Source organism: Micromonospora aridisoli (genome assembly GCF_056150025.1).
The window spans coordinates 317,508-339,146 of record NZ_JAXCFK010000005.1; the positions used below are offsets into that span (position 1 = coordinate 317,508).

Below are 21,639 nucleotides of genomic sequence, written 5' to 3' on the forward strand. Positions count from 1 at the left end.
GCGAGAGGGGCGGTCACTTGTAGCGGATGCCGATGAGGCGCTGGAGCAGGATGAACGCGAAGAGCAGGCCTCCGATCACGATCTTGGTCCACCAGGAGTTGAGGCTTCCGTCGAAGGTGATCAAGGTCTGGATCACGCCGAGCACCAGCACGCCCAGCACCGTGCCGAAGACGTAGCCCGAGCCGCCGGTGAGCACGGTGCCACCGATGACCACGGCCGCGATCACGTCCAGTTCCATCCCGATGGCGATCAGCGGTGCGCCGGAGAGCGTGTAGAACGACAGCAGGATCCCACCGATCGCCGCGCAGAGGCCGCTGATGGTGTAGACGGCGATCCGGGTACGCCCCAACGGGAGCCCCATCAGCAGCGCCGACTGGGGGTTGCCGCCGATCGCGTAGACGTTGCGCCCGAGCCGCGTGTACGCCAGCACGTAGGCGGCGATCAGCACCACCGCGAACGCCACCAGCACGCTGACCGAGACGAAGTTGCCCCGCGGATCTCCGATGCGGTACTGCGACATCGTGGTCCAGAACCCGTCGGTGATCGGAATCGACGCGTTGCTGATGAACGTGCACATGCCACGGGCGAAGAACATGCCGGCCAGGGTGACGATGAACGGCTGGATGTCGAAGAAGTGGATCACGCAGCCCATCAGGAACCCGAGCGTCGGTCCGATCAACAGGGCGATGACCAGCACCAGCAACGCGGGCAGGCCGGACTGCAACAGCGACGCCGAGACCATCGCGGTCATCGCGGCCACCGAGCCGACCGACAGGTCGATGCCGCCGGTCAGGATCACGAAGGTCATCCCGACGGCGATGACGAGAAGGAAACCGTTATCGATGAAGACATTGAAGACTACCTGGATGTTGGAGAACGCCCGGTACTGGGAGACTCCAATGCCGTACATCACCAGGAGCAGGGCCAGGGTGGCCAGTACCGGCACGTGCCGCCGGGGCAGCCGGGCCCAGCTCGGCCCGGTGGTCAAGGACGTCGTACTCATGCCGGCACCTGCTCCTTCTGCCGCTGCGGCGACGACTGCGACGGCGGTGGCCCGTGCCGTCGGCGGCGGAACTTGGCGCGGAAGGCCGGTGCCTGGATGAGGCAGACGGCGATGACGACGACCGCCTTGAACAGCAGGGCCGTCTGCGGAGAGATGTTCATGGCGTACACCGTGGTGGTGAGGGTCTGGATGATCAGGGCGCCGAGGATGGTGCCGCTGAGGTAGAACCGGCCTCCGGCCAGCGAGGTACCGCCGATGACGACCGCGAGGATCGCGTCGAGTTCCACCCACAGGCCGGCGGCGTTGCCGTCGGCGCTGGAGACGTTGGCGGTCATCATGAACCCGGCGATCGCGGCGCAGGCTGCGCTGACGACGTAGACGAGGAAGACGACACGACCGGAGCGGATGCCGGCCAGCCGACTGGCCTCCCGGTTGCCGCCCACCGACTCGACGATCATGCCGAGCGCGGTGCGGCGGGTGAACGCCGCGACGAGCAGGGCCGCGGCCAGGGCGATGAATATCGCCAGGGGCAGGGTCAGCAGGTGACCCAGCCCGATCGCCCGGTACGGGCCGGAGTTGATGGTGATGATCTGACCCTCGGTGATCAGCTGCGCGAGCCCTCGGCCGGCCACCATCAGGATGAGCGTGGCGATGATCGGTTGGATGCCGATGACGGCGACCAGGACTCCGTTCCAGGCGCCGAGCACCAGCGCGACACCGAGCGCCATCGCGAGGGCGGTCAGCACGGTGACCATGTTGTTCTGGTCGGGTGCCCGGCTGATGTAGAGGCAGGCGATGGCGCCGCTGATCGCGCAGAGCGAGCCGACGGACAGGTCGATGCCGCCGGTGGAGATGACCAGGGTCATGCCCAGCGCGACCAGGATCAGCGGGGCGCTCAACCGCAGGATGTCGATCGGGGTGCCGTACAGGTGCCCGTTGTTGACCTCGACGGCCAGGAAACCCGGACGGTAGATCGTGTTGGCCGCCAGCATGACCACGAGCACGGCGACCGGCCAGAACAGCCGGTGGCCAAGCAGGGTACGGAAGCGGTTCCCGGCGTCGCTCATCGGCTCGCCTCCTCACGCTCGGTTCCGCTGGCGATGGTCTGCATCACCCGGTCGGCGTCCACAGTGTCGTCGTTCACGAGGTGCGCGACCAGTTCCCGGTCGCGCATGACCGCGATCCTGTGGCTCAGGCGCAGCACCTCCTCCAGTTCGGCGGAGATGAACAACACCGCCATGCCGCCGTCGGAGAGCTGCACCACCAGCTTCTGGATCTCGGCCTTCGCGCCGATGTCGATGCCTCGGGTCGGTTCGTCGAGGATGAGCAGCCGAGGCTCGGTGATCAGCCAGCGGGCCAGCAGGACCTTCTGCTGGTTGCCGCCGGAGAGGTTGCGCACCGGCACGTCCGGGTTCGCCGGGCGGATGCTCAACGCCTTGATGTACCGGTCGACCAGCTCGTCCTGGCGGCGACGGGGAATCGGGCGCAACCAGCCCCGGGCCGCCTGCATGGCCAGGATCATGTTCTCCCGGACCGACAGGTCGGCGATGATCCCTTCCGCCCGGCGGTTCTCCGAGCAGAAACCGATGCCCTGTTCGATGGCCTGGACCGGATTGCGCAGGCCGGTACGGTTGCCGTCCACCTCGACCTCGCCGCGGTCGGCCCGATCCGCGCCGAACAACAGCCGCGCCACCTCGGTACGCCCGGAGCCGAGCAGTCCGGCCAGACCGACCACCTCGCCGGCGTGGATGGTCATGCTGAACGGCGCGACCGCGCCCTTGCGACCGAGCTGCGACACCTGCACGAAGGGGGTGTCGCCCTCCAGTGCCGTCAGCTCCCGCCGGGGCTGCTCCTCGAGCCGTTCGAGGACGTCCAGTTCCTTGCCGATCATCTTCTCGACCAGTGCCAGCTGCGGCAGCTCCGCGATCGGGTACTCCCCCACGAGCGCGCCGTTACGCAGCACGGTGATCCGGTCGGCGATGCCGTACACCTGGTCGAGGAAGTGGGTCACGAAGAGGATGGCGATGCCCTCGTCGCGCAGCTGCCGCATGATCCGGAACAGTTGCGCGACCTCGCCGGCGTCCAGACTGGAGGTCGGCTCGTCCAGGATCAGCACCCGGGCCCGCACGTCGATCGCCCGGGCGATCGCGACCATCTGCTGCACGGCCAGCGAGAAACTCGCCACCGGCGCGGTGACGTCGATATCGAGGTCCAGGCGCGCCAGCAGCTGCCGGGCCCGCCGCCGGACCTCGCCCCAGCGGACGGCGCCGAAGCGACGCGGCTCCCGGCCGATGAAGATGTTCTCCGCCACCGACAGGTTCGGGCAGAGATTGACCTCCTGGTAGACCGTGCTGACTCCGGCCGCGGACGCCTGCATCGGTCCGGTGAATGCCACCTGCTCATCGCCGAGGGTGACCGTGCCCTCGTCGATGCCGTACACCCCCGTCAACACCTTGATCAGGGTCGACTTGCCGGCGCCGTTCTCGCCCATCAGGGCGTGCACCTCGCCGGGGAAGAGCCGGAAGTCGACGTTGTGGAGTGCGCGCACCCCGGGAAAGGATTTGCTGATCCCGGTCATCGTCAGGACCGGACGACCATCCGTCATCCCATCGATCCTCTTCTAATTTTCATCGATGTGGAAGGGCCAGGTACCCCGGCACGCCGCCCGGCCGGCCTGCGGGGCCGGCCGGGCGGCGTGGCACGGAGTGTCGGGCCAGACGCCCAGTCCGTCGGAATGGGCGACGCGGTGGGGCCGCCACGCCGGTGCGGCGGCCCCCGCGTCGATCAGTACTTGCGGTTGGGCAGGGCCTCCTTGGCCTGCTCCTGGGTGAAGGTGGTCTCCTCGGTCTCGATCCGGGCCGGCACCTCCTCGCCGGCGTGCACCTTCTTGGCCAGGTCCATCAGCTGTGGGCCGAGCAGCGGGCTGCACTCCGCGATGAAGTTGAACTTGCCGTCGGCCAGGGCCTGCATGCCGTCCTTGACCGCGTCGATGGTGATGATGGTGATGTCCTTGCCCGGCTCCTTGCCCGCGGCGGTGATCGCCTCCAGCGCACCCAGACCCATGTCGTCGTTGTGCGCGAACAGCACGTCGATCTTCGGGTGGGCCTTCAGGAACTGCTCCATCACCTGCTTGCCGCCGGCCCGGGTGAAGTCGCCGGACTGGGACGCGATGACCTTCAGCTTGGGGTCGGCCGCGATCGCCTCGGCGAAGCCCTTCTTCCGGTCGTTGGCCGGGGCCGAGCCGGTGGTGCCCTGCAACTCGACGATGTTCACGTCGCCGGTCGCGTCCTTCTTGTTCTCCACCAGCCACTCACCGGAGAGCCGGCCCTCCTTGACGAAGTCCGAGCCGAGGAAGGTCTTGTAGAGCGACTTGTCGGCGGAGTCGACCGCGCGGTCGGTCAGGATGACCGGGATGCCGGCGTCCTTGGCCTCCTTGAGCACGGTGTCCCAGCCGGACTCCACCACCGGCGAGAAGGCGATCACGTCGACCTTCTGCTGGATGTAGTTGCGGATGGCCTTGATCTGGTTTTCCTGCTTCTGCTGCGCGTCGTCGAACTTCAGCTCGATGCCGGCCTCGGCCGCCGCCTCCTTGATGGAGTTGGTGTTGGCCGTACGCCAGCCGCTCTCCGCGCCGACCTGGGAGAAGCCCAGGACGAGCTTGCCGTCGTCGCCGCCGTTGCCGCCGCCGCCGGTGTCGCTGTTGCCGCAGGCCGCCACGCCGCCGGCGAGCAGCACGGCGGCGACGACCGCGATGGCGCGCCGACGCGCCATCGGAATTCGCATGTTCCTCATCGGATCTCCTCGGGTGGGGTGCGGTTGTCCACGCCGGCCGCCGAGGTGCGCGGGCCGGCGCTGGTGGTGCGGATCCTGTGCGTCAGGTGGTGCGGAGCGACCCCGGCACGCCGGGGCCGGTTCAGGAGTTCGCCGGAGGCGATGAACGTTGGCCGTAGACGTTCTGGTAGCGGTCGTAGAGGGCGTCGATGTCGGCCTGCGCCATCGGCACCGGTTGCCCGAGCGCGCGCGCCAGGTGCGCGGTCCGGGCGACGTCCTCGCACATCACCGCGGCCTTGACGGCCGCTCGGGCGTTGCGCCCGATGGTGAAGACGCCGTGGTTACGCATCAGCACCGCGGGCGAACGGTGCCCGGTGAGGGTGCTGACGATCCCCTTGCCGATGTCGTCGCCGCCGATCAGCGCGAACGGGCCCACCGGGATCTCCCCGCCGAACTCGTCGGCCTGCGCGGTCAGGTGGCACGGGATCGACTCACCCCGCGCGGCCCAGGCGGTGGCGTACGTGCTGTGGGTGTGCACGACGCCGCCCACCTCGGGCATGGCGCGGTAGACGTAGGCGTGCGCCGCGGTGTCGCTCGACGGCGACAGTTCCCCCTCGACGGGCGCACCGTCGAGGTCGCAGAGCACCATGTTGTCCGCCGAGAGGTCGTCGTAGTCGACGCCGCTCGGTTTGATCACCATGAGGTCGTGGCCGGGGACCCGCGCCGAGACGTTGCCGGCCGTCCAGGCGACCAGCCCGTACCGGGTCAGCTCCCCGTGCAGCCGGGCCACGCTCTCGCGCAGCTCGCTGATCTGCCGGGCCAGGTCGCCGTTCACGCGAACACCTCCTGCGGTGCGACGGCCGACTCCACGGCCGCGTTACGGATCGCCCGCAGGCGCAGCATCACGTCGTTGGCGCCGCGACCGAAGTGGTCGTGCAGCGCCCGGTACTCGGCGTAGAGGGCGTCGTACGCGCGTACCCGGTCCGGATCCGGCCGGTAGACCGCCGCCGCTATCCGACCCATCGCCCGCGACGCCTGATGGATCGAGGGATAGGCGCCGGCGGCCACGGCGGCGTGGATCGCCGAGCCGAGCGCCGGCCCCTGCGCGGAGCCGATGATGCCGAGCGGTCGGTTGGTGACGTCGGCGTAGATCTGCATCAGCAGTTCGTTCGAGGTGAGGCCACCGGCGATCACCAGGTCGTCGACCGGCACGCCGGCCTCGACGAACGCCTCGATGATCATCCGGGTGCCGTACGCCGTCGCCTCCAGCAGGGCCCGGTAGATGTCCTCCGGGCGGGTGGCCAGGGTCAGCCCGACGATCAGCCCGCTGAGGTCGTGATTGACCAGCAGCGACCGGTTGCCGTTCCACCAGTCGAGCGCGACCAGGCCGTGCGCGCCGACGGGCTGGGCGGCGGCCAGCTCGGTGAGCCGCTCGTGCGAGTCGACGCCCGCGGGGGCGGCGTGCTTGACGAACCAGCCGAAGATGTCGCCGACGCCGCTCTGTCCGGCCTCGTAGCCCCACGCCCCCGCGCTGATGCCGCCGTCGACGACGCCGCACATCCCGGCCACCTCGGCGGGGCGGCTGCCGTTGACCACGTGGCAGGTGGAGGTACCCATGATGGCCACCAACCGGCCCGGGTCGAGCGCCTGGGCGGCGGCCGCGGTCACGTGGGCGTCGACGTTGCCGACCGCGACCGCGATCCCCTCCGGCAGCCCGGTCCAGGCCGCGGCGCGCGCGGTCAGTCCCCCGGCCCGCTCGGCGAGCGGCATCAGCGGACCGTCCAACTTGGCCACGAAGTCGCCGAAGTCCGGGTTGAGGGCGGTCAGGTAGTCCGCCGACGGGTAGCTGCCGTCCTGCAGGATGCCCTTGTAGCCGGCGGTGCAGACGTTGCGGGTCTCGACGCCGCTCAGCTGCCAGACGATCCAGTCCGCGGCCTCGATGAACCGTTCGGCCCGGTGGTAGATCTCCGGATCCTCCTCCAGGATCTGCAGGCCCTTGGCGAACTGCCATTCGGCGGAGATCTTGCCGCCGTAGCGGCCGATCCAGGGCTCGCCACGCTCGTGGGCGAGCGCGTTGATCCGGTCGGCGTGCGGCTGGGCGGCGTGGTGCTTCCAGAGCTTCACCCAGGAGTGTGGCCGCTGGCGCAGCTCCGGCACCTCGCACAGCGGCGTGCCGTCGGCCAGCGTCGGCAGCACCGTGCAGGCGGTGAAGTCGATGCCGATGCCGATGACGTCACCCGGGTCGACCCCGGCCGCGGCCACCGCCGCCGGAACGGCGTGCCGCAGCACCTCGCGGTAGTCCTCCGGGTCCTGCAACGCCCAGTCCGGGGGCAGGGGCGTGCCACCGTCCGGCAGCGCGGAGCTGATCACCGCGTGGCGGTACTCGTGCACCGCGGTTCCCAGCTCGGCACCGTCGCGGACGCGGACCACCAGGGCGCGCCCCGAAAGGGTGCCGTAGTCCACGCCGACGACGTACCGGTCGCCCGCTGCCTCACCGCTCATCTCTACCTCCGGCCGATGACGGACCTCAGTGTTAACGCTCACATCCGATGTCGTCAAGACACCTCCCGGCAACAGCTACGTAACGGACTGCATGGTCGCAGGCACACCCACCGGTCGGCTACCCCGGTCCCGCGCGATCAGGTCCCGGCGCGCCTTCTCACACCTCCTGTCGCGGCCTGGAACCCGGCACCCGACGGCGCTACGGCCTGCCCGCCGGTCTCCGGCGGCGGCGGTTCCGCCAATACCGCCAACGGATCGCCGAGCAGCCGAGCGAAGCCGAGTTCCGCCGCGCCGACCAGGGTGGCGTCGTCGCCGAGGGCCGCGGTGCGCAGCCGTACGCTCTCCCGGGCCACGGGCAGCACGTTGCGGGCGATGCGGGCGCGCACCTGCGCCACGGCACCCGGGTAGAGGTCGCACAGCATCCCGCCGAAGACCACCATGCCCGGGTTGAACAGATTGATCAGGTTCGCCACCCCGATACCGAGCCAGTCGCCGATCCGGCGCAGCGCCTGCCGCGCCGCCGGGTCCCCTCGGTCGGCGTCGTCGGCGACGGACCGGACCGCCTCGCGGCCGAACAGCTCGGTGGGCCGACCGGCGGCGTCGAGCAACGCCCGCTCGCCGACCTCCGCCTCCAGGCAACCTCGTGAGCCGCAACCACAGGGCCGGCCGCCATACGGGTTGACCACCATGTGCCCCAGTTCGCAGCCGTAACCGCCGTCGCCGCCCAGCAGTCGCCCACCGACGATGATTCCGCCGCCGACACCGACGTCACCGTGCAGGTAGATCAGGTTGTCGAGGCCCACTCCCGCGCCGCGCTGCTGCTCTGCCTGCGCACCGAGGTGGGCCTCGTTGCCCACCACCACCGGTAGTCCGAGGCCCAGGCGGCGACCGAGTTCGTCGCCGAACGCCTGGTCGACCCAGCCCAGGTCGGGTCCGTAACGCACCATCCCGTCACCCGGCCGGATCATGCCGCAGTACGAGGCGCCCACGCCGACGCATCTCGCGTCCGGCGGTGCCGCCCGGTGCAGCTGACGACCGAAGCGGGCGAGGACCGCGACGACATCGTGCAGGTCCGGACCGGCGCGCGGACGCGTCGCCTCCCGCCGGTCCAGGATCGCTCCACCGAGCCCCACCCGGGCGGCGACCAGCCGGTCCACGGCGACGTCGAAGGCCAGCACGTAGCACCGGTCGGACGCCGGCCGGACCACCAGCGACGGCCGGCCGGCACGACGGGTGTCTGCCGGCGACTCCTCGCCAACCAGGCCGAACCGGCTCAGTTCGGTGGTCAACGCCATGATGGTGCTGCGGTTCAGGCCCATCAGCTCGCCCAACTCGGCTCGGGAGAGCGGGCCGCGGAGATGCACGTGCCGCAGCAGGGTGCCGGCGTTGCGTCGGCGAATCTCCTCCTGGACCAATCCGACCTCCGGGCACCGGCTCCGCTGGAGCGCGGAGCCGACGCCAGGGAGTGTTTCCACATAGTGACGCCCAGTCAAGTGCGGGCCGGTTCCGGCCCGCACCCTGGCCGGTCAGCGGCTCGCGCCGGCCCGCCGCTTGTTGTAGACGTCGAAGGCCACGGCGACCAGCAGCACAAGGCCCTTGACCACCGACTGCAACGACTGGTCCACCCCCATCAGCTGCATCCCGTTGCTCATCACCGCCATGATCAACCCGCCCACCATGGCGCCCACGACGGTGCCGACACCACCGGTCACCGCAGCACCGCCGATGAAGGCCGCGGCGATGGCGTCGAGTTCGAACATGTTCCCCGCAGCGGGCTGCGCGCCGTTGGAGCGCGAGGAGAAGATGATGCCGGCCACCGCGGACAGGAAGCCCATGTTGACGAAAATCCAGAAGTTCACGGTCCGGACCTTGACGCCGGACAACATCGCCGCCGACAGGTTGCCGCCGATCGCGTAGACCTGTCGGCCGAAGACGGTACGCCGGGTGAGCAGTCCGTAGACGAGCACCAGGACGGCCAGGATGATCAGCACGATCGGCAGGCCCCGCGCGTGGGCCAGTTGCCAGGCGAACCACATGACGACGGCGCTGACCAGCGCCATCCGCGCGACGAAGAGCGCGAACGACTCGACCGGCTGCTGATAGCGGATGCGGGCCACCCGGGTGCGGAAACAGCTCACCACGTAGCCGGCCACCGCGATGCCGCCGATCAGCAGGGTGAAGGCGTCGTAGCCGTCACCACCGATCAGACCGTTGAGGAATCCGGCCGCGATCCGGTTGTACTCGGCCGGGAACGGCGACAGCGAGACGTTGTCCAGCACCCGCAGGGTGAGGCCACGGAACAGCAGCATGCCGGCGAGGGTCACGATGAACGCGGGAATGCCGACGTACGCCACCCAGAAGCCGTGCCAGGCGCCCACCGCGATCCCGACCGCCAGAGCGGCCAGCACGCCGACCCACCACGGCTGCCCCTGTCGGATGACGACCACGGCGGAGACCGCGCCGGTCAGCGCCACCACCGACCCGACCGACAGGTCGATGTGTCCGCCGATGATCACGATGACCATCCCGATGGCGAGCACCAGGATGTAGGAGTACTGCAGGACGATGTTGGTGATGTTGCCCGGGCTCAGCGAGAGACCGTCGGTCAGGAACGCGAACAGGGCGACGATGACGACCAGGGCGACGAAGATGCCGCTCTGCCGCAGATTGTTCATGATCAGCGTACGGGGGTCGCTGGTGCCGACGTGCAGTGCGGCGGCGGGAGCGCGCTCGGCCGCCTTCGGGTCCGCCGAGGAGGGCTTGGTGCTGGTCATCCGACGCTTTCCTTGTCCTTCGCCATGAGTTCCATGAGCTTCTCCTGGGTCGCCTCAGCGACCGGCACCACGCCGGTGATGCGGCCGGCCGACAACGTGTAGATGCGGTCGCACATGCCGAGCAGCTCGGGCAGTTCGGAGGAGATGATGATGACGGCCTTGCCGTCCGCGACCAGCCGATTGATGATCGTGTAGATCTCGAACTTCGCCCCGACGTCGATGCCCCGGGTCGGCTCGTCCAGGATCAGCACGTCCGGATCGGTGAACAGCCACTTGGACAGGACGACCTTCTGCTGGTTGCCGCCGGAGAGCTTGCCCACCACCGACATCACGCTCGGCGCCTTGATGTTCATGTCGCGCCGGCTGGTCTCGGCGACCTTGATCTCCTCGTTGTCGTGCACCCAGCCCAGCCGGGCGAGCCGGCGCAGCCCGGCCGCCGAGATGTTGCGGCGGATGTCCTCGATGAGATTCAGTCCGAAGCGCTTACGGTCCTCGGTCGCGTACGCGATGCCGTGCCGGATGGCCTCCGCGACCGTACGCGCTCTGATCGGGCGGCCGTGCATGAACAGCTGACCGGTGATGTCCCGGCCGTAGGAGCGCCCGAAGACGCTCATGGCCAGTTCGGTCCGGCCGGCGCCCATCAGCCCGGCTATACCGACCACCTCGCCGGCCCGGACGTTCAGGCTCGCGCCGGAGACCACCATCCGGTCCTGGGTCGGGTGTCGCACCGACCAGTCCTCGATGCGCAGCACCTCCTCCCCCGGCGTGGAGACCCGGTCGGGGTAGAAGCTGTCCAGGTCGCGGCCGACCATGCCCCGGATGATCCGCTCCTGGGTCACCTCTCCGGAGGCCATGTCCAGCCGCTCCACCGTCCGCCCGTCACGTAGCACCGTGGTGGAGTCCGCGATCGCGGTGATCTCGTTCAGCTTGTGCGAGATCATGATGCAGGTGATGCCCTCGTCGCGCAGTCGGCGCATCAGGTCGAGCAGGTGGGCCGAGTCGACGTCGTTGAGCGCCGCGGTCGGCTCGTCGAGGATGAGCAGTCGGACCTTCTTGGAGATGGCCTTGGCGATCTCCACCAGTTGCTGCTTGCCGACGCCGAGCTGCACCACCGGTGTCACCGGGTTCTCCGGCAACCCGACCGAGGCGAGCAGCTTCGCCGCTTCGGCGTTGGTGCGGTTCCAGTCGATCAGGCCACCGGGCCCGCGACGTTCGTTGCCCAGGAAGATGTTCTCGGCGATCGACAGGTACGGCACCAGGGCGAGTTCCTGGTGGATGATGACGATGCCCCGGTCCTCGCTGTCCCGGATGCCCCGGAAGTGCACCGGCTCGCCGTCGAGGAGGATCTCCCCGTCGTAGCTGCCGGACGGGTAGACGCCCGACAGCACCTTCATCAGGGTGGACTTGCCGGCACCGTTCTCGCCGCAGATGGCGTGGATCTCCCCACGGCGCACGGCCAGTGAGACGTCCTGGAGCGCCGCCACCCCCGGGAAGGTCTTGGTGATGCGACGCATCTCGAGGATGTTGTCGTCCATGCTCACCGTCCTGAGCGTCTAGATCGTGAGTGGCAGGGTAGCGCCGGGCTCGGCGGCGGGCACCGCCGCCGAGCCCGGGATCGCCGTCAGCCCTTGGCCTGGCCGGCGGCGACCTCCTCGGCGGTGAAGTAGCCGGAGTCGATCAGGACCGGCTTGATGTCGTCCTTGAAGACCGTCTGGACCGGCAGCAGGTACGACGGGACGACCTTGTTGCCGTTGTTGTAGGTCTCGGTGTCGTTGGCTTCCGGGGTCTTCTCCGTCAGGAACGCCTCAGCGGCGACGACGGCCTGCTCGGCCAGCAGGCGGGTGTCCTTGAAGATGGTGGAGCTCTGCACCCCGTCGTCGATCAGCTTGACCGAGGCGATCTCGGCGTCCTGGCCGGTCACCACCGGGAAGTCGGCCCCGCGGTAGCCGGCGTTCTGCAGCGCGGTGATGATGCCGCGGGACAGGCCGTCGTACGGCGACAGGACCCCGTCGACCTTGGTGCCGTCGTTGTAGCTGGAGGTCAGCAGGTCCTCCATCCGCTTCTGCGCGCCCTCCTGCTGCCACCGCAGGATCGCCACCTTGTCGATCGCGGTCTGCCCGGACTTCACCTTGAGGGTGCCGTCGTCGAGGAACGGCTTCAGGGTGTCCATGGCGCCGTTGAAGAAGAAGTGGGCGTTGTTGTCGTCGAGCGAGCCGGCGAACAACTCGACGTTGAACGGACCCTTCGCCTCGCCCCTGGCGCCGTCCTTGTTCTGCACGCCGAGGCCGACCAGCAACGCGGTGGCCTGGGCGACACCGACCTTGTAGTTGTCGAAGCTGACGTAGAAGTCGACGTTGGGGCTGTCCCGGATGAGCCGGTCGTACGCGATGACCGGAATCTTGGCGTCCGCCGCCGCCTGCAACTGCCCGCTGAGCGCCGTGCCGTCGATCGCCGCGATGATGAGCACGTCGGCACCCCGGGTGATCATCTGATCGACCTGCTGGGACTGCGTGGGGATGTCGTCACCGGCGTACTGGAGGTCGACCTTGTAACCCTTGGCCTCCAGCTTCTCCTTGACGGAGTTGCCGTCCGCGATCCACCGCTCGGAGGTCTGGGTCGGCATCGAGACGCCGATGGTCAGGTCGGCGGGCTTGTCACCGTCGTTTCCACCGCTGCCGGCACCCTCACCACTGCAAGCCGCCATGCTCAGCGCCAGGACGGCGCTGCCGAGAGCGGCCAGGACTCTTCTGTTCACTGGCTTCCCCAATCTGGAACTCGCGCCGTCGGACCGGCTGCGCGGGTCGCACTTGGGGCCCAAGTGTTAGCGCTCACAATGCATTGGTCAACACCTGGTTGGAAATACCGCGGTCACGGTCTCGTAACGAACGCTCCACTCCTCCGAGCGGTCGAGTCGTCCCAGGTCAAGACGGTGATCACGGGTGCAGCCGCGGAGCCGGCGGGCCGAGCCGGGCGGCCGCCATCGACGTCAGAGAATACGGCACGCCAGGGCCGACGAACATCCCGCCGCCGAATTTCGTCCACACCCGACCCCCGGCCCACCAAGGGTCGCCGCCCGAGGCGCCCGGTCGCCGCCGGCATCGGTCACCTCCGGGAGGAGCCGGCGAGGTGAACGCTCGGTTTCCGCTCCGTCACCGACGTGACCTTGACATCGACCAGGCGGCCGTCGATGCTCTGCTAAATCAGTTTAGCGCCCGTTGCTTCACGGCTCGGCAGAGCCGCGCCGGCGCAAGCCGGACCGGACGGACGCGTCCAACGAGGAGAGCCGATGAGACTGCGCAGGACGCTCGTCTCCGTCGTCGCGATGCTGCTGCTGGCCACGTCCGGCACGGCCGCCTACGCCGCGACCCGGGACCACGGCGACGGCACCGGTGGCATCCGCAGCGTCACACCGATCACCACGGTCTACACCTACGGCCAGAAGGTCTCGGCCGTCGCCGTCGAATACGGCGCGACCGTCAACCCCCACAAGCTCGACAACTCGACCTTCTCGGTCTCCGACACCAGCTACAACTTCCGCTTCAACCCCATCGAGGACCTACCCAAGCTGGTCGACCGCAAGGTCACCCACACCTACACCAACGACGCGGCCACCACCCGCGCCGATCGCCGGTCGGTGCCCGGCCGGTACGTCATCGTCGAGCTGGACCCCGACCAGAACGCAGGTTGGACCGTCATCGTCTCCAAGTGTCCGACCTTCCTGTGCACGGTGAAGGTGAACCCCGACCTGCCGACCCGGGTGACCCAGCGCAAGAACGTGCACGCCCAGCCGGGCAAGGGCAAGGGCGCCGGTCCGGTGCTGGCCAAGGGCGCGCCGGGCACCTCACACGGGGTGACCGAGGCACCGGTGAACCTGCTGGTCGACGAGTTCCGCTACGGCTCGTACCTCAGCGGCGGCATGGTGCTGCCGTACCACTACCACCTGCCGGAGAACTACCAGCCCGGCAGGAAGTACCCGCTGATGGTCGTCCTGCCCGGGCACGGCATGGGCTGGGACGGCGACAACACGGGCGTGCAGATCGCCGCCGACATCCCGGCGACGGCCTGGCTCCAGCCGAGTGTCACCGGCAGCTCGGAGGAGGTCATCGTGCTCGCCCCGCAGCACCAGCGGGTGGGCGACGTGGCCGAGGCCGACCTGCTGGTCAAGCTGGTCGAGCAGTTCAGCAGGGACTTCGCGGTGGACACCGGGCGGGTGTACGCCACCACCGTCTCGTACGGCTCGCGGCTGCTGTGGGAGGCGTTCGCGAAGCGTCCCGACCTGTTCACCGCGGGCCTGGTCACCGGTGGGTTCCAGGTGAGCGCCAGCCAGGCGACGGCCATCGCCGCCGCCGAGATCCCGCTGTGGATCACCCACGGCGTCAACGACCACCTGCTCAACATCTCGCTGGCCCGCAACACGCAGGCGGCGCTGCGTTCGGCGTACGAGGCCCGGGGCACGTCACCCCAGCGGATCGCCGAACTGCTGCGCTACACGGAGTACGGCAACGAGGCGTTCTCGCTGCCCGACTACCACGCGGCCTACGGGCCGACGTACGACGACAGCGGCATCCTGCGGTGGCTGCTGGCCCAGCGCTGACGACCCGGTTCACCGGAGCGTCCCGAGCGCGACGAGGGCTCGCCGGCCGCGGTACCCGTTGCCGCAGCCGGCGAGCCCCGGTCCGGCGGTCCCGCCCGCGATCGCCGCGGGCACGACCACCCCGGGGAGCCGTCAGCCCCCGACCGCGATGGCGAAGATGTGCATGGTCGGTACGTTCGCCGCGGGACGCGCGCTGATGTTGGGCAGCTCGATCCGGCTCACCGGCTTGTTCTGCAGGGCCACCCCGACGTAGTAGACACAGGCGGCGACGTTCTGCCGCTGGTTGCCGGGCCGGTTCTGGTACGCCGTCACGATGGCGGCGGTGCCACCGGCGTGCGGTCCGCCGTACCAGTCCGGGGTGCTCAGTGTGAAGCTCTGGCGGGTGCCGTCGGCATAGACCACGGTGGCGGTTCCCGACACGGCACCGTAGGTGCCGGTCGCGAGGAAGCCGAGGGTACGCCCCGTGCCGGTCACGCTGATCGACTGCCCCGAGGCGATGGCGTTGTCGGCACCGCCCGGCGCGACGTTGGGCCAGCGGAAGGTGACCCCGTTTCGGCTCACCGTGCTGCCCGGGGTGACCCCGGCCTGAGCCAGGGCCTGCGCCGAGAGCGTGGCACCGTTGCCGTCGAAGTTCCCGGCGCCGGTGTTGTTGTCGTTGGTGGTGCTGGCGTTGGTGAAGCTCTGCTCCAGGGTGGGCGGGGTGGGCACGGTCCCGGAGCCGGTGGCCCGGTAGGTGCGCCCGGCCGCGACGGTGACCTCGACGAGGTCGGACTCGATCCGCGTGGTCCGGGCCGGCGTGCCGTCGGCGGCGTCGACCACGGTGACGGTGCCGGTGAACAACCGACCCCGCAGCCGGACCGTGCCGGCGCGGTCCGGCCGGATGAGAACCTCGGTTGCCTGACCGCTGCTCCAGGTGATGCCGACGGTGTGCCCACCCCGACCACGCAGGCCGCTGACCCGCCCGCTGGGCCAGGCCGGCGGCAGCGCCGGCAGGATGTGCAGCTCACCGGTGTGGCTGTGCAGCAGCATCTCGGCGATGCCGGCGGTGGCGCCGAAGTTGCCGTCGATCTGGAACGGTGGGTGCAGGTCGAACATGTTGGGGGCGAGACGGGCGGGGGTGACGAGGTAGCGGATCAGGTCGTGGGCCCGTCTGCCCTCTTCCATCCTGGCCCAGAAGTTGATTTTCCAGGCGAGTGACCAGCCGGTGCCGTCGTCGCCGCGGATCTCCAGGGTCCGCCGGGCCGCCTCGAACAACTGAGGGGTGCCACGCTTGGTGATCTGGTTACTGGGCGCCAGGCCGTAGAGGTGGGAGATGTGCCGGTGGTTGCGTTCGGTCTCCACCCAGTCGTAGAGCCACTCCATGATGTTGCCGCGCGAGCCGATCCGGGTCGGGGCGAGCCGGTCGCGGGTGGCCCGCACCTGGGCGCGGAAGGTGGCGTCGGTGTTGAGGATCTCGCTGGCCCGGGCACAGCCGTCGAAGAGATCCCGCAGGATCTGGTTGTCCATGGTCGGGCCGGCACAGACGCTGGCGTCGGCGTGGTGGCCGATCTCCGGCGAGTTCGAGGGATTGGTGACCAGGTAGCCGAGGCTCGGCTCGGTCACCAGGGTGTCCAGGAAGAACTGCGCGGCGCCCTTCATGGCCGGGTAGTTGGCCCGGAGGAACTCGACGTCGCCGGTGAACAGGTAGTGATCCCAGATCATGGTGGCCAGCCACGCGCCGCCGGTCTGCCACATGCCCCAGAAGGCGCCGTCGACCACGGAGGTGGCCCGCCAGGCGTCGGTGTTGTGGTGGGTGACCCAGCCTCCGGCGCCGTACTGCACCTGGGCGGTGCGGGCCCCGGCCACCGAGAGGTCCCTGATCATGTCGAAGACCGGGGCATGGCACTCGGACAGGTTGGTGGTGTTGGCCGGCCAGTAGTTCATCGGCAGGTTGGCGTTGAGGGTGTACTTCGAGTCCCAGGCCGGGGTCAGCGAGTCGTTCCAGATTCCCTGCAGGTTCGCCGGCTGCGTGCCCGGCCGGGAGGACGAGATCAGCAGATAGCGGCCGAACTGGAACAACAGCGCGGAGAACTGGGGATCGTTGACGTTGTTGTGCTGGGCGATCCGCACGTCGGTCGGCTGGTCGGCGGCGGCGGTACGCCCCAGGTCGAGGCTCACCCGGCCGAACAGTGCCTGGTAGTCGGTCACGTGCCGGGCGCGCAGCTGGTCGTAGCTGCTGGCGCGGGCGGCGGTGAGGTGCCGCCGCGCGATGCCCTGGTAGTCGCCACCGACGTTGCGGTAGTTGACGTAGCTGGAGCCGATCGAGATCAGCAGCGTCACGCTCGTGGCGCCGGTGACCCGTAACGTGCCGCCGGAACTGGTCACCGAGCCGCCGCTGACGGTGGCGTGCGCCAGGGCGAGGAACCGTACCGCGCCGGTGACGCCCTCCTGGTTGCCGGAGACGCCGTCGAGGGCGATCGTGGCCCCGTCCGGGCTGGACGTGGTGGTCCGCTGCGGGCTGTCGAAGGTGGCGGTGAAGGTGACCGACGCGGACCGGTCCGCGGTCAGCCGCATCGCGATGACCTGGTCCGGCGCACTGGCGAACACCTCCCGCTGGTAGCGCACCCCGTTCGCCACGTAGGTGACCGAGGTGGTCGCGGTGGTGAGGTCCAGCTGCCGGTCGTACTGCGAGACCCCGCCCGAGGCGGGGAAGGCCAGGCGAAGGTTGCCCACGGTCTGGTAGGCCAGTTGTCCGACCGGGTTGCCCAGCATGTTCTGGTTGATCAGGTCCTGGGCTCGGGTCCACTGGTTGGCGAAGACCTGCCGCCGGATCTCCGGGAGGGCGCCCAGCCCCCTGGGATTGCTCGGGTCGTGCGGTCCGCCGGCCCACACGGTGTCCTCATTGAGCTGCAGTCGTTCGGTGTCGGTGTTGCCGAACACCATGGCGCCGAGCCTGCCGTTGCCGATGGGTAGCGCACGCAGCCAGTCGGTGCCGGCCGCCCGGTCGTACCAGAGCGCCAGGTCGCCGGCGGCCAGCACCTGCGGGGGTGCCACCGAGTCGGCCCGGGCGATCGCGTTCCACGGCAGCGGCAGCAGGGCGCCGCCGGCACCCGCCGCACCGATTCTGAGGGCCTGCCGTCGGGTCAGGTCTGACATCGATCCTCCAACCGGTGACCGGTCCCGGCCACTCGAAGCGCGGAAACTGTGAGAGCCGACTTCTGAACCAGCCCGTCGGAGCGGTCGCCATGCGCCGGTCGCGGTCGGTAGCCGGCATACGTCTGATGTGTTGCGCGAATGTTACTCCCGGCCCAGGCGATGGGCAACGGTCGATGCCCTCCTCGCCGCCCACCCGCTCATTGCGTTGAAATGCCTGCCGACAGCCCGATCTCGGGCAGCGATCGACCAACCGTCGGCAACCCTCAGGCACGCCGAGCGGTCGGACAGGCGAGACAGGTTTGGACGCAGACATCAGATGTCATCGCGTCCAGGGCATCAGGGCTGATCAGTCGCGGCCTCCTGACCCGGGCGCGGCGGGCGGTCCGGGCGGTAGATCGATCCGATGTGGGCCAGCCGGTCGAGGGCGGCGGTGCGGAGTACTGCGGACTCGTCGGCGGCGAGCCGGCGTACGTGCTCGGCGATCAGGTCGGGTATCCGGTAGCGGGTGCCGCTTTCCGCGATCAGTTGGCGCTCACACAGGTCGGTCAGGGTCCGCCGGGCGTGCACGGGGGTCAGGTTTCCCAACGCCGCGGCCGCGCACACGTCGAAGTCCGAGCCTGGGCAGAGGCCCAGGTAGCGCAGCAACCGCCGCCCACTGGCGGGCAGGTCGCGGTAGGCGAGGTCAAAGGCGGCGGCCACGGCCAGTTCCTTCCCATGCAGTTCGAGGTGCCGCTGCCGGGCGTGCTCGAACTCCTCAGCGAGGTTGGCGACGGTACGGCCACGATCGGCTCGCAGGAGAACGGCGACGAGGCCGATCGCCAGCGGCAGATGCCCGCACATCCGCACCAGCCGATCGACCTCGGCAAGATCGAGAGGCTGGGCCACGGTCCCGGCCCGGCGGATCAGCAGCGCGGCGGCCCGCTCTGGGGTGAGGGTCCCCGGCGGTCGCCGGCCAGCCTCCGGCTCGCAGCCGATGACCGTCGACGCTCGCGCCGTGTCCCTGTACCGGCCCGGTAGCCGCATGGAGTTCCCTTCTACTGGCTGGGCCCGGGGAGGGTCTCCGTTCGGAGCCGTCCCGTCCCTTCGTCGATGAGTCGGTCCGACCGGCGCCGGCGCACCGGCGCGGATCGGGTGCAGATCACGGTGATGGTCCGTCGCAGGTTGCCTTGCCGTCCGGCGCCCGACACTCGACCCGTCGGACGGTGGTACGCCGCCCGAAGCGGGAGGAGCAGTGCCCCGACCTGCCCGCGTTTCACCGCGGTCGGCGAGCCGCCCATCGCCCGCCCGGTGATGCCAACCCGGAACCGGTGTCGAGGCGGACCTCCGCGGCCTGGCGCCCATGCCGGCGGTGCCCGACGGCAGACGCCGCGGGCGGTGAGGGCCTCGAACCCTTATCGAAAAGTATAATGTTATCGATAACATCGCAAGGGCGAGATGGTTGACCGGCAGCCTGACCGACCCGGTGCCGCCGCCCCCGGATCGATGGTCGCGCTCCGGTCGCCGCTCGTCCGCCGACGGAACGCGACGCCGGCACGCCGCCCGGACGGCGAGGCGAACCGCGACGGCGACAAACGTCCGACGTCTCTATAGTGACGAGGGCTGCCGGTGTCGCCGCAGCGGACGGCGGATGCACGTCACGCGGGACGAGCCGAGCGGTCCGAAGGGGGCGGGATGGCACTGACCGACGACGCGATCGCGAGAATCCGGAGCATGATCCAGAGCGGTGAGCTGCCGCCCGGGGCGCGGCTGCCACCGGAGCCGCAGCTGGCCGCACAGATGGGCTTGTCCCGCAGCGGGGTCCGGGAGGCCGTGAAGGTGCTCGAGTCTGCCCGGGTGCTCGACGTACGACGCGGCGACGGCACCTACGTCACCAGCCTCGCCCCCCGGCTGCTGCTCGAAGGACTGGGCGTCGCGGTGGAGCTGCTGCGCGACGACACCCTGTTGGAGGTCATGGAGGTGCGCCGGATGCTGGAGCCGGTGGCCACCGGCCTGGCGGCGCTGCGGATGACCGACACCGAGCTCGACGAGCTGGCCCGGATACTCGAGGACATGCGGGCGGCGGCCGACGACGCCGAGAAGTTGATCCGGTTCGACACCGCCTTCCACCACACCGTCATCGCGACCACCGGCAACGAGACCCTCACCTCGCTGCTGGACGGGCTGTCCAGCCGGACGCTGCGGGCCCGGGTGTGGCGTGGCCTGATCGAGGGCAACGCGGCACACAAGACGATCGACGAACACCACGCGATCTACCTCGCCCTGCGCTCACGCGATCAGTTGCTCGCCCAGGCCAGCGCGCTGATGCACGTGAACACGTCCGAGGCGTGGTTGCGCACGGTGCTCGCGGCTCAGGCGGCCGACACGTAGCGCAGCCGGCAGCGCCCGCCGGACGCTCCGGACCGGCCCGATCCGAACAGCAGCACCGGCCGGGTCGGGCCAGACATCAGACGTACCGCATCGACGTGCTCGCGGTCAGCCCCGGTGGGAGGGGCCGCCGGCCACGGTGGTCGCCGCCCACTCGGGACCGTCCGGGTAGCGGTAGTCGTCGAGCGTGGCGGGGACGAGCTGGGCGCTCATGCCGGGCGCGGTGGGTGGCAGGTAACGCCCGCCCCTGATCCGTACCGGGTCCACGAAGTGCTCGTGCAGGTGGTCCACGTACTCGATGGCGCGGTCGTCGGTGCTGCCGCTGAGTGCGACGAAGTCGAACATGGCCAGGTGCTGCACCAGCTCGCAGAGGCCGACACCACCGGCGTGCGGACAGACCGGCACCCCGAACCTGGCGGCGAGCAGCAGGATCGCCAGGTTCTCGTTGACGCCGGCGACCCGGCAGGCGTCGATCTGTACCACGTCGACCGCCTCGGCCTGGAGCAGTTGCTTGAACATCACCGCGTTGTGCACGTGTTCACCGGTGGCCACCTTGACCGGAGCGAGGGCTCTGCGTACGGCGGCGTGACCGAGCACGTCGTCCGGCGAGGTCGGCTCCTCGATCCAGTACGGCTCGAACGCGGCGAGTTCACGCATCCACCGGATCGCCTCGGGTACGCCCCAGACCTGGTTGGCGTCCACCGCGATGCGGATGTCCGGCCCGACGGCCTGCCGGGCGATGCGCATCCGACGGACGTCGTCCGCCAGGTTCCCACCCACCTTGAGCTTGATCAGGTCGTATCCCGCCTCGACGGCCTCCCGGCAGAGCCGGTCCAGTTTCTCGTCGTCGTAGCCCAACCAGCCCGGGGTGGTGGTGTAGGCGGGATACCCCTCGGCCCGCAGGACCCGCTCACGCTCGGTACGGCCGGCCGCGCCCGCCCGCAGCAGCCCCAACGCGTCCTGCTCGGTGAGGGCGTCGCGCAGGTAACGGAAGTCCACCTGGGCCACGAGCTGTTCCGGCGTGAGGTCGGCCAGCAGCTTCCACAGCGGCTTGCCGGCCAGCCGGGCCGCCAGGTCCCACACGGCGTTGACCAGGCCACCGGCGGCCATGTGCACCACCCCCTTCTCCGGGCCAAGCCAGCGGATCTGACTGTCACCGACGAGTCGGCGGGCCAGCGCGCCCGGGTCGGCGACCAGGTCGTCGACCGGCTGACCGACCACCATGGCGGCCAGCGACCGCACCGCCGCGACCTGGATCTCCGTACCACGACCCACCGTGAAGACCAGGGCGTGCCCCTCGGCTCCGGCGGTGGTGCGTAGCAGGACGTAGGCGGCGGAGTAGTCCGGGAAGGGGTTCATCGCGTCGGATCCGTCACGGTGGCGGGACGTCGGGAACCGCACGTCGGTGGTTTCTACGGACGAGACGAGCTCAGTCACCTGGACTCCTGTGGGGATCGGACGGCTGACCTGCCGGTGCCGGGCATCGTGGAACCCCT

At 69.7% G+C, this 21,639-nt stretch carries 15 protein-coding genes; 2 read left to right on the forward strand and 13 right to left on the reverse strand.

What is annotated here, in order from left to right; all coding sequences use genetic code 11:
* Positions 1-13: 13 nt before the first annotated feature.
* The 10 genes from yjfF to chvE form a co-directional block, all read right to left on the reverse strand.
* Positions 14-1,003 (reverse strand): galactofuranose ABC transporter, permease protein YjfF, encoded by a 990-nt coding sequence (yjfF, locus tag SM447_RS13500; protein ID WP_474573102.1) that lies wholly within the window; start codon positions 1,001-1,003, stop codon positions 14-16.
* Positions 1,000-2,070 (reverse strand): ABC transporter permease, encoded by a 1,071-nt coding sequence (locus SM447_RS13505; protein WP_474573103.1) that lies wholly within the window; start codon positions 2,068-2,070, stop codon positions 1,000-1,002. The genes yjfF and SM447_RS13505 overlap by 4 nt, the downstream gene beginning before the upstream one ends.
* Positions 2,067-3,608, reverse strand: coding sequence for a sugar ABC transporter ATP-binding protein (locus tag SM447_RS13510; RefSeq protein ID WP_474573104.1), 1,542 nt, complete (start codon positions 3,606-3,608; stop codon positions 2,067-2,069). The genes SM447_RS13505 and SM447_RS13510 overlap by 4 nt, the downstream gene beginning before the upstream one ends.
* A 179-nt stretch (positions 3,609-3,787) precedes the next feature.
* Positions 3,788-4,795, reverse strand: a complete 1,008-nt coding sequence (locus tag SM447_RS13515; RefSeq protein ID WP_474573105.1) for an ABC transporter substrate-binding protein — start codon at positions 4,793-4,795, stop codon at positions 3,788-3,790.
* A gap of 121 nt (positions 4,796-4,916) precedes the next feature.
* Positions 4,917-5,609 carry an L-ribulose-5-phosphate 4-epimerase gene (locus tag SM447_RS13520; RefSeq protein ID WP_474573106.1) on the reverse strand — a complete coding sequence of 231 codons (693 nt, stop codon included), beginning with the start codon at positions 5,607-5,609 and terminating at the stop codon, positions 4,917-4,919.
* A complete protein-coding gene (gene araB / locus SM447_RS13525; protein WP_474573107.1) occupies positions 5,606-7,276 on the reverse strand; it encodes a ribulokinase in 1,671 nt (556 codons plus the stop codon). The genes SM447_RS13520 and araB overlap by 4 nt, the downstream gene beginning before the upstream one ends.
* 137 nt (positions 7,277-7,413) lie before the next feature.
* On the reverse strand, positions 7,414-8,691 hold the full coding sequence (locus tag SM447_RS13530) for an ROK family protein (RefSeq protein ID WP_474573108.1): 1,278 nt from the start codon (positions 8,689-8,691) through the stop codon (positions 7,414-7,416).
* 111 nt (positions 8,692-8,802) lie between these two features.
* Entirely contained in the window at positions 8,803-10,050 is a 1,248-nt protein-coding gene (gene mmsB / locus SM447_RS13535; protein ID WP_474573109.1) for a multiple monosaccharide ABC transporter permease, read from the reverse strand.
* Complete coding sequence (gene mmsA, locus SM447_RS13540; RefSeq protein ID WP_474573278.1) at positions 10,047-11,585, reverse strand: multiple monosaccharide ABC transporter ATP-binding protein; 1,539 nt, start codon at positions 11,583-11,585, stop codon at positions 10,047-10,049. Before mmsA ends, mmsB begins: the two co-directional genes overlap by 4 nt.
* Positions 11,586-11,671: 86 nt before the next feature.
* Positions 11,672-12,805 carry a multiple monosaccharide ABC transporter substrate-binding protein gene (gene chvE, locus SM447_RS13545; RefSeq protein ID WP_474573110.1) on the reverse strand — a complete coding sequence of 378 codons (1,134 nt, stop codon included), beginning with the start codon at positions 12,803-12,805 and terminating at the stop codon, positions 11,672-11,674.
* Between the two features lie 531 nt (positions 12,806-13,336).
* Between chvE and SM447_RS13550 the strand changes: the two genes are divergently transcribed.
* The gene (locus tag SM447_RS13550; RefSeq protein WP_474573111.1) at positions 13,337-14,644 is read left to right on the forward strand and encodes a hypothetical protein; all 1,308 of its coding nucleotides are present in this window, start codon (positions 13,337-13,339) and stop codon (positions 14,642-14,644) included.
* 132 nt (positions 14,645-14,776) lie between these two features.
* Here SM447_RS13550 and SM447_RS13555 read toward each other — a convergent pair whose 3' ends face one another.
* Both SM447_RS13555 and SM447_RS13560 read right to left on the reverse strand, forming a co-directional pair.
* The gene (locus SM447_RS13555; RefSeq protein ID WP_474573112.1) at positions 14,777-17,779 is read right to left on the reverse strand and encodes a glycoside hydrolase family 95 protein; all 3,003 of its coding nucleotides are present in this window, start codon (positions 17,777-17,779) and stop codon (positions 14,777-14,779) included.
* Between the two features lie 336 nt (positions 17,780-18,115).
* Positions 18,116-18,802: a hypothetical protein gene (locus tag SM447_RS13560; RefSeq protein WP_474573113.1), complete on the reverse strand. Its 687-nt coding sequence runs from the start codon at positions 18,800-18,802 to the stop codon at positions 18,116-18,118.
* Between the two features lie 648 nt (positions 18,803-19,450).
* On the opposite strand from SM447_RS13560, the gene SM447_RS13565 reads away from it, so the two are divergent.
* Positions 19,451-20,146: a FadR/GntR family transcriptional regulator gene (locus SM447_RS13565; RefSeq protein WP_474573114.1), complete on the forward strand. Its 696-nt coding sequence runs from the start codon at positions 19,451-19,453 to the stop codon at positions 20,144-20,146.
* A gap of 105 nt (positions 20,147-20,251) precedes the next feature.
* On the opposite strand, the gene SM447_RS13570 is transcribed toward SM447_RS13565, so the two are convergent.
* The gene (locus SM447_RS13570) at positions 20,252-21,580 is read right to left on the reverse strand and encodes an enolase C-terminal domain-like protein (protein WP_474573115.1); all 1,329 of its coding nucleotides are present in this window, start codon (positions 21,578-21,580) and stop codon (positions 20,252-20,254) included.
* Positions 21,581-21,639: the final 59 nt, after the last annotated feature.